The organism is Chitinophaga sp., assembly GCF_036569125.1.
GTDB lineage: Bacteria > Bacteroidota > Bacteroidia > Chitinophagales > Chitinophagaceae > Chitinophaga.
Map to the genome: position 1 here is coordinate 1 of NZ_DATCRF010000503.1, position 2,375 is coordinate 2,375.

2 protein-coding genes are annotated in these 2,375 nt (G+C 50.9%); both read left to right on the top strand.

The annotated features are described in order from the left end of the window. On the top strand, positions 1 to 620 hold a 620-nt coding region (locus VIM87_RS18995), incomplete at its 5' end, for a lanthionine synthetase LanC family protein (protein WP_331998521.1). 30 nt (positions 621 to 650) lie between these two features. Beyond that, positions 651 to 2,375: lantibiotic dehydratase family protein (locus VIM87_RS19000; RefSeq protein WP_331998522.1), on the top strand; the 1,725-nt coding region annotated here is incomplete at its 3' end.

A 2,375-nucleotide genomic window follows, 5' to 3' on the forward strand; every position in this document is an offset into this window, starting at 1 on the left:
CACTAATACTGCTGGCAAAAATATACCGCGCAGGCATTGCTGAAGCAACCTGCAAGCAACTGATCACAGAATGTATCAGCTTCATACTGCAGCATAAGATACCGTTGTCAGCAACCGGCCTGCATGCTATGTACCCGGCCATACTGGATGGCAAGCCTGGTAATGCCAACAGCCGCCTGGCATGGTGTTACGGCGATCTGAATGTAGCATGGACCTTCTGGTACTGCGGTAAAGTGCTGGATGAAAAAAGCTGGATGAATGAAGCCCTTGAAACTATGCACTATAATACCCGGCGTTTTACCAATGAAACAGCAGGGGTAATAGATAACTGCATTTGCCATGGATCCAGCGGCATTGCTGCTTTTTACCGGAAGTTCTGGTTTGAAACAGGGGATGCCTCTTTTTATGAATGCGCCGCCCATTGGCAGAACAAAGCAACAGAGCTGATCGCTTTTTCGGAAGAAGATGGTAAGCACGGCATCCGCGTATGGCAGGGCAAGGATAAGCTCTGGGATTATTCCTGGGACCTGCTGGATGGCGGCAGCGGCGTAGGATTGTCATTATTATCGCATTTACAGGATCGTCCATTACCGTGGGATGAATGTTTCCTGCTTTCGTGAACCACATTTGCTAATGAAAAAGGAGCTGTTATGGCCTTGTCGCATTCAGGATTCTTTTTATTAAGAAGTCCGATTTTTCCGGTAACACAGTACCGCAGGGTATTGGATAACAGCCTGCAGGCGCTGGCTGTTGAGCACCCGGTTTTCCTGTACGCACTGGCTGTTGCATCCGGGGAGCTGTTGAAAGAGCTGGAACGTTACCTTGCCAACCCCGCTGCCTTTACACCTAAGAAAATAGAAAAGCTGCAGCGGGCAATATATAAGTATTGGGTAAGAGCCTGCACCCGCAGCACGCCCTATGGCCTGTTTGCAGGCTGCACTACGGGAACAGTAAGCGGAACAACTGCCTGGCAGCTGGCGCCACTGGCCCATGTACGCCAGCATGTGCGGCTGGATATGGATTATTATACCAGGATCTGTCATCATATTCAGCGCTTACCCGCTATAAGGGAAGCGCTCATCTATTATACCAATAACAGCGTTTACAAAAGCGGGGAAAAGTTCCGGTATGCGGAATATATCATTGCCAATAACCGGCGTAAGTACCTGCTAACCGCAGTGACCGACGCTGTCTTTATACAAAAGATCATCCGGGAAGCTGCCGCCGGCTTAACCATACCCGAAATGGTATTACTGATAACCACTGAGGATGATTCCATCACTGCAGAAGAGGCGCGCGCTTTTATAAATGAGCTGATAGATGCACAGCTGCTGATCTCAGAAATAGAACCCCGCATCACAGAAACCGATAACCTGCAGGCGCTTATTAAGCGCCTGTCATCCATAGAAGCAGCGGGTCCTGTAAGGGAGAGCCTGCAGCAGCTGCAGCACTTTTTTCAGCAGCAGGATTTTGAACAGGGCCGCTTAGGCGCCATTCATGATACCTGCAATGCTGCATTTCCCCTGGATGCGCCCAAAGACCTGCTGCAGGTAGATCTGTTTAAAACTGCTGCTGCCTGCACCATCAGCGAAAAACTTTTAAGCGGACTACTGCAGCAGGTGAACCAGCTAATGGCCCTTTGCCATGGATATGCAAAAGGTGGAAACCCGGAGCTGGCGGGTTTTGTGAGCCGGTTCAAAGAGCGGTATGAGGCGCAGGAAGTACCGCTTAACCTGGTACTGGATGCTGAAACAGGTATTGGTTACGGCAGTAGCCTTGACAGCATCATTCACGCCCCCTTTGTGGAAGATATAGCCGGTAATAATGGCACTGAAACTGCGGCTGCCCTAAGCTGGTCGCCTGTGCAGCAATTGTGCCTGGAAAAGTATGAGGATCATCTGCGTAGGGGTGGGCCCGTTACCATCACCGATGAAGAGCTTAAAAAGTTAGGCGACCCCGAAAAGCTGCCTTTTGCACGCAGCAGCTACCTGTTTGGCTCCTTATATGCCAATACAGCTGCAGATGCGGATAATGGCGTTTATTCCTTTGCGTTACAATCCATGGGCGGCCCTTCAGCGGCTAACCTGCTGGGCCGCTTTTGTAGCGGCGACCCGCAATTGGCTGCTCATGTACATGCTGCACTGGCAGCAGAGGAAGCAGCATACCCGGATGTTATTTTTGCGGAAGTAGTGCATTTCCCCGAAGCCCGCGCCGCCAATGTGCTCATTCGCCCGCCTTTGCGTCAATATGAGATCCCCTACATAGGTTTGTCCGGCGTAGCGCCTGCCTGCCAGCTGCCGGTATCGGACCTGATGGTATCTGTACAGGATAATGAAGTGGTGCTGAGAAGCAAGCGCCTGAATAAGCGTGTGATT